We start from the raw sequence: 6,000 nt of genomic DNA, 5'->3' as shown, positions 1-6,000 counted from the left end.
CGAGGTTAAACGCCAAGCTGAGACGCAGAGCCGCTTCGCCGGCGGTCCAGGGGTCCAACATCCCCCAGCCGCCGATGTACACGGTCTTGCGAGGCCGGCGGCGGACGAAGTTGCCCTTGCCGTGGATCTTCTCGACTATGCCCTCGCCCTGGAGGACCGCGAGGGCGCTTCGCAATGTCACCGTACTGACCTTGTACCGGTCGGCGAGGGCCGCCTCTGCCAGGAGGCGTTCACCAGGCTTGATGCGGCCGGTCGTGATCTGCTGCCGGAGATCGTCGGCGATGTCGTGATGCCGTGAGCGCACGGACCGGTTCACCGCCTTCTCAGCACGCGTACGGCGGCGAGCCGCGTTCGGGCGTGCACGGTCAGCAGTTCGCCCGACTCGAACACGATCTGCTTGGCACCTTGAGGGAGTTGGAAGAGGTCTGCCACCCGGCAGGGCTGTCATCCGAGCTGGATGATGTCCCCTCGTTGCACGCTGGCCGCGGTGATCTCGACGTTGGAGACCACTGTGCTGTCGGGTGTCCAACCGTTCACCGGCCTGCCTCCGTGGGCATGGAGCGGTGGGAGAGCGAGTGACACGGGCAGACGCATGTCTCGTAGGCGACCGGCAGGTCGATCGGTGCGGAGATCGGGGAGGATTCCGCGCAGTCGAGGTGTGTCCCGATGCAGCACTCGGCCGACCGGTAGGGGGTGGCCAGCGTCTCGGTGGTGCGGGTCGACTCGGAAGAGGGCATCAGCGCGCCCCCGCAAGGGACGACCATGCCGCAGCGGGCATGTGGGAGGCGACCACCACCGCACGTGGCCGTGCCCGTTTCTCCCAAGCCACCATGTACGGGCGGACGAGCACGTTTTCCTCCCCCGCGAGCGGGTGGCGGCGGTTCGCGCTGTCGGGCGCCCGGCTCGGCGCGACCGTCGGCGCGTCGATGCGCGCGGGGGGGAACGGGGATCGCAGAAGTCCGGGCCAGTCGTAGGGGGGCGGCGATGCCTGCCCTTGGCGGTGTACCGCGCTCTGGTGAGGGAGGCGGCGCGGCGGATACGGTTGAGCACGCTGTTCAGCTCCTATCGCTGATGGCTCGCTCCCCCGACATCGCCCGTCGTGGGGACCGCTTTGCGTACGGCCGCCCAGAGGGTGCGGCCGTTCAGGCTGGTGGCGAGGAGTCCGAACCGATCGGCCTCCGCCACGACTTCCAAGACCTCCCGCCAGGACTCGGCGGGAAGCGATTCCGGCACCTTCGCTTCGACCGACCAGGACCGCTCGTGCTCCTTCAGGCGTGCGGGAAGTCCGAGGGCCGTCAGCCGGGCAGCGATGGCTGCCGCGCGAACTCCCGAAGCGGGCACAGGGCAGCCTCCGTCACCGGCGATCACTTTCAGTAAAGCTAGTTAACTAGATTAGAGGGGACTAGATTTTCCATATGCCTGAGCAACCGCCCTATCTCCGCATCGCCGACGAACTCCGGCGGCGGATCGCGGAGCACGTATGGGAGCCCGGAGACCGCCTGCCGTCCCGCGCCCAGATCGGCCAGGAGTGCGGGGTGGGCGAGAACGTCGTCCGTCGCGCTCAGGAGCTGCTGATCTCCCAGGGTGTGCTGGAGGGGCGCGCCGGTTCCGGCACCTATGTCGCCGAGCCGCGGCAGCGGGTGCGCATGGTCCGCTCGTCCGCGCGGGAGCGGCCCGACGGGTCGCCGTTCCGGGCGGACATGAAAGCCGTGGGCAGGCAAGGGGATTGGGAGAGCCGGACCGACGCCAAGGTGCCGGCTCCCTCGGACATCGCGGCGCGGCTCGGTATCGCCGAGGGTGATCTCTGTGTCCGGACGACGTACGAGTTCCTGGGCGACGGCAGGCCGGTGCAGCTGTCCACGAGCTGGGAGCCGTACGACCTCACCGCCGGCACCCTCGTCGTCCTGCCCGAGGGGGGACCGCACGCCGGGGAAGGTGTCGTGAACCGCATGGCCGCGATCGGCATCACCGTCAGCCACGCCGTCGAGCAGCCCGAACCCAGGCAGGCGACCGCCGAGGAAGCGTCGATACTCGGCATCCAGAAGGCCGCGCTCGTCACGCACATCCGACGGACGTACTACAACGACCAAGGGCGGCCCGTCGAGACCGCGGACATCGTGGTGCCCGCCGCTCACTGCGAGATCGTCTACGAGATCCCGATCAGCCGATAGCCCCGTTGGGATTGCCGTATGGCCGAGGACGCTCCCGCTTGCCCCGAGTGCGGTCAACCCCTGAAGTGGGGCGGTTTCGTACTCGCCCGAGGCGACGACGGTCAGCGGGCTTGCCGCTCGCTGTGGCAGTGCGCCGATCGACACACCTGGTGGCGGCAGGCAGATCAACCGGAAGAGCCGCTACGGGTATGCCCGGTCCCGGAGTTGTTCCGGTGACCTCCGAGGCTGGTACCAGGAGACCGGCGGGCGGCGTGCAGGCAGCGGCATCACTGCAACCGACGGACCCCAAGATCCGGTTGCCCGGGTGATCGCTCCCGGGCCGTCCCTGGGCCGTGCGAGGGTGCCCGAGGGCACTCGATGGCGACCGGCGGCGACAGACGCCTCACCGCCGCCACCAGTGAATGCCCAGGTCACAGGGCCCCCGCCCAACGGGTTTCCGCGCAGGGGTGGCGATACGGCAAGATGGGGTGTATCTGCCCACTGCCAGATTTCAAGCTGCCGGACGGTTTCTCTTGGCTGAGTTCATTTACACCATGCGCAAGGCGCGCAAAGCGCACGGCGACAAGGTGATCCTCGACGATGTCACCCTGAACTTCCTGCCGGGTGCCAAGATCGGCGTCGTCGGTCCGAACGGTGCCGGCAAGTCGACCGTGCTGAAGATCATGGCGGGGCTGGAGCAGCCGTCCAACGGTGACGCGTACCTGTCGCCCGGCTACACCGTCGGCATCCTGCTTCAGGAGCCCCCGCTCGACGAGGACAAGACGGTCCTGGAGAACGTCCAGGACGGCGTCCGCGAGGTCAAGGGCAAGCTCGACCGGTTCAACGAGATCGCCGAGCAGATGGCGACCGACTACTCGGACGCGCTGCTGGAGGAGATGGGCAAGCTCCAGGAGGAGCTGGACCACGCCAACGCCTGGGACCTCGACGCCCAGCTGGAGCAGGCCATGGACGCGCTCGGGTGCCCCCCGGGCGACTGGCCGGTCGTCAACCTCTCCGGTGGTGAGAAGCGCCGCGTCGCGCTCTGCAAGCTGCTCCTGGAGCAGCCCGACCTGCTGCTCCTCGACGAGCCCACCAACCACCTCGACGCCGAGTCGGTGAACTGGCTGGAGCAGCACCTGGCCAAGTACCCGGGCACCGTCGTGGCCGTCACCCACGACCGGTACTTCCTGGACAACGTCGCCGGCTGGATCTGCGAGGTCGACCGCGGCCGCCTGCACGGCTACGAGGGCAACTACTCCAAGTACCTGGAGACCAAGGCCGCCCGCCTCAAGGTCGAGGGCCAGAAGGACGCCAAGCGGCAGAAGCGCCTCAAGGAGGAGCTGGACTGGGTGCGGTCGAACGCCAAGGGGCGTCAGGCCAAGTCCAAGGCCCGCCTCGCCCGGTACGAGGAGATGGCCGCCGAGGCCGACAAGATGCGGAAGCTGGACTTCGAGGAGATCCAGATCCCGCCGGGCCCGCGCCTGGGCAACGTCGTGGTCGAGGTCGACAAGCTCAACAAGGCATTCGGCGAGAAGGTCCTGGTCGACGACCTGTCCTTCACGCTGCCGCGCAACGGCATCGTCGGCGTCATCGGCCCGAACGGCGCCGGCAAGACCACGCTGTTCAAGATGATCCAGGGTCTGGAGACCCCCGACTCCGGCAACATCAAGGTCGGCGAGACCGTCAAGGTCTCCTACGTCGACCAGGGCCGCGCCAACATCGACCCGAAGAAGACGCTGTGGGAGGTCGTCTCCGACGGTCTCGACTACATCAACGTCGGCCAGGTCGAGATGCCCAGCCGTGCCTACGTCTCCGCGTTCGGTTTCAAGGGCCCGGACCAGCAGAAGGCGGCCGGCATCCTGTCCGGCGGTGAGCGCAACCGCCTCAACCTCGCGCTCACCCTGAAGCAGGGCGGCAACCTGCTGCTCCTCGACGAGCCCACCAACGACCTGGACGTCGAGACCCTGTCCAGCCTGGAGAACGCGCTGCTGGAGTTCCCCGGCTGCGCCGTCGTCGTCTCCCACGACCGCTGGTTCCTCGACCGGGTCGCCACCCACATCCTCGCCTACGAGGGCGACTCCAAGTGGTTCTGGTTCGAGGGCAACTTCGAGTCGTACGAGAAGAACAAGATCGAGCGCCTCGGCGCGGACGCCGCGCGTCCGCACCGGGCGACCTACAAGAAGCTGACCCGGGGCTGATCGGTCTTGCGCCACACCTACGAGTGCCCGCTGCGCTGGTCCGACATGGACGCCTACGGCCATGTCAACAACGCGGTCTTCATCCGCTACCTGGAAGAGGCCCGGATCAACTTCCTGTTCCGTCCGGACAAGGAGTTCCAGCAGGGCTCCGTGGTGGCGCGCCATGAGATCGACTACAAGCGCCAGCTCGTCCACCGGCACCACCCGGTGGACATCGAGCTGTGGGTCACCGAGATCCGGGCCGCGTCCTTCACCATCACCTACGAGGTGAAGGACGCGGACGTGGTCTACGTGCGGGCCGCGACCGTCGTCGTGCCGTTCGACTTCGAGGCCCAGCGGCCGCGCCGGATCACCCCAGAGGAGCGCGAGTTCCTCCAGGAGTACCTGGAGAAGGCCGGCGCCGAAGAGGGCGAGGCCGTCGCCGCATGACGGTGCTGCACCTCGTGGACGAGACGGAGGCGGCGGACCTCGCCGCCTTCCTCGCCCGGCTGCTCCACTACGACCGCGGTGCCGCGGTGCGCCTCCAGGCGGCCGGCACCGCGCTCGCCGTCTTCGGACGGCCGCCGTCCTTCGAGGTGCTCGCGGTGCGCGCGGTACGGCTCGCGAAGCCGTACGAGAACGGTCTCGAAGTCACCCTCGACGTCACCGTCTCCGCGGGCGAGCTGCTGGAGTCGGTGTCCGAGCGGGCGGCCACCGCGGCCGTGCCGGGCGCGGTCACCGGACCGCCGTGGGCCGGAGTGCTGCCGCCGCGCGGCGGCTGGCGCACCGAGCCGGGGCTGCCGGCCCCGGACGCGCTGCGGGCGACGGTAGCCGCGGCGGTCGGTGAATTCCGGGCGCGCACCGAGGAGTTGGCGCCCGAGCTGCGTACCCGGGCGGAGCTGGACCGGATCGGGCGGGACATCTGGTCCCGCGAGACCGGGCACACCCGGCTGCCCGTGCGCGCCGTGCACGCGGCGCAGTCCCTGGGCTTCCTGCGACCGGGCACCGAGGCGGCCGACACCGGCCTGCTGGCCTCGGGCGCGTGGCTGCGGCTGCGCACGCCGTACGGCTCGATCGCGGTACGGCGGGCCGGGGCGCTCGGCTCCCTCGGGGCGCTGGGCGTCAGCGTGAGCCGCTGAGCCGCCGTCCTCCCGCCGTAACCCGCCGTCGCGCGTGCGCGATCAGTCCGGGGTGTTGACCATCGACGCGGCGGCGTACGTCAGGTAGTTCCACAGCGTCCGCTCGTGCTCCTCGGACAGGTCCAGGTCGTCCACTGCCGCCCGCATGTGCCGCAGCCAGGCGTCGTGCGCCGCCCGGTCCACCGCGAAGGGGGCGTGCCGCATCCGCAGCCGGGGGTGGCCGCGGCGCTCGCTGTAGGTGGTGGGGCCGCCCCAGTACTGCATCAGGAAGAGCCTCAGCCGCTCCTCCGCCGGGCCCAGGTCCTCCTCCGGGTACATCGCCCGCAGCTCGGGGTCCCCGGCCACGCCCTCGTAGAAACGGTGGACGAGCCGGCGGAAGGTGTCCTCACCGCCGACCTGCTCGTAGAAGGTCTGCTCCTGAAGCGTGCCGCGCCGAATCTCATTCACCCGTCCATGGTCTCAGACGGGGCGGCCCAGGACTCAGGTCTTAGGACCGACCAGGACCGGCCGGGACTGGCCTCGGAAAGGCGGGCG

8 protein-coding genes and 1 pseudogene are annotated in these 6,000 nt (G+C 69.4%); 4 read left to right on the top strand and 5 right to left on the bottom strand.

Annotated features, from left to right (window positions below; all coding sequences use genetic code 11):
* The 4 genes and pseudogenes from VT52_RS32615 to VT52_RS39205 form a co-directional block, all read right to left on the bottom strand.
* Nucleotides 1–316, bottom strand: a 316-nt coding sequence (locus VT52_RS32615) for a GntR family transcriptional regulator (RefSeq protein ID WP_167377765.1), incomplete at its 3' end; no start/stop codon positions are given.
* Nucleotides 313–537, bottom strand: a pseudogene (locus VT52_RS38510) (hypothetical protein). The gene VT52_RS32615 and the pseudogene VT52_RS38510, both read right to left, overlap by 4 nt.
* Nucleotides 534–737 carry a hypothetical protein gene (locus VT52_RS32610; RefSeq protein WP_046428840.1) on the bottom strand — a complete coding sequence of 68 codons (204 nt, stop codon included), beginning with the start codon at nucleotides 735–737 and terminating at the stop codon, nucleotides 534–536. The pseudogene VT52_RS38510 and the gene VT52_RS32610 overlap by 4 nt, the downstream one beginning before the upstream one ends.
* 325 nt (nucleotides 738–1,062) lie before the next feature.
* Entirely contained in the window at nucleotides 1,063–1,341 is a 279-nt protein-coding gene (locus VT52_RS39205) for a hypothetical protein (protein ID WP_046428828.1), read from the bottom strand.
* 74 nt (nucleotides 1,342–1,415) lie between these two features.
* Here VT52_RS39205 and VT52_RS32605 point away from each other — a divergent pair, with 74 nt between their 5' ends.
* From VT52_RS32605 to VT52_RS32590, 4 genes are all read left to right on the top strand, one after another.
* Nucleotides 1,416–2,171, top strand: coding sequence for a GntR family transcriptional regulator (locus VT52_RS32605; protein ID WP_046428830.1), 756 nt, complete (start codon nucleotides 1,416–1,418; stop codon nucleotides 2,169–2,171).
* 512 nt (nucleotides 2,172–2,683) lie between these two features.
* Entirely contained in the window at nucleotides 2,684–4,348 is a 1,665-nt protein-coding gene (gene ettA, locus VT52_RS32600) for an energy-dependent translational throttle protein EttA (RefSeq protein WP_046428833.1), read from the top strand.
* Between the two features lie 6 nt (nucleotides 4,349–4,354).
* Complete coding sequence (locus VT52_RS32595) at nucleotides 4,355–4,777, top strand: acyl-CoA thioesterase (protein WP_046428835.1); 423 nt, start codon at nucleotides 4,355–4,357, stop codon at nucleotides 4,775–4,777.
* Nucleotides 4,774–5,466 carry a DUF8185 domain-containing protein gene (locus tag VT52_RS32590; protein WP_071387725.1) on the top strand — a complete coding sequence of 231 codons (693 nt, stop codon included), beginning with the start codon at nucleotides 4,774–4,776 and terminating at the stop codon, nucleotides 5,464–5,466. Before VT52_RS32595 ends, VT52_RS32590 begins: the two co-directional genes overlap by 4 nt.
* 42 nt (nucleotides 5,467–5,508) lie before the next feature.
* Here the strand turns inward: VT52_RS32590 and VT52_RS32585 are convergent, their stop codons facing one another.
* Nucleotides 5,509–5,913 (bottom strand): globin, encoded by a 405-nt coding sequence (locus VT52_RS32585; RefSeq protein ID WP_046428056.1) that lies wholly within the window; start codon nucleotides 5,911–5,913, stop codon nucleotides 5,509–5,511.
* Nucleotides 5,914–6,000 lie beyond the last annotated feature (87 nt).

Origin of the sequence: Streptomyces malaysiense (assembly GCF_000980885.2) — a bacterium.
GTDB classification, from domain to species: domain Bacteria; phylum Actinomycetota; class Actinomycetes; order Streptomycetales; family Streptomycetaceae; genus Streptomyces; species Streptomyces malaysiense.
This window is presented reverse-complemented; position numbering and strand designations above follow the sequence as displayed.

Excerpts from the sequence above, each read along its gene's own strand:
- VT52_RS32590 (WP_071387725.1), top strand. The coding sequence starts at position 4,774 with ATGACGGTGCTGCACCTCGTGGACGAGACGGAGGCGGCGGACCTCGCC.
- VT52_RS32605 (WP_046428830.1), top strand. The coding sequence starts at position 1,416 with ATGCCTGAGCAACCGCCCTATCTCCGCATCGCCGACGAACTCCGGCGG.
- VT52_RS32610 (WP_046428840.1), bottom strand. The coding sequence starts at position 737 with ATGCCCTCTTCCGAGTCGACCCGCACCACCGAGACGCTGGCCACCCCC.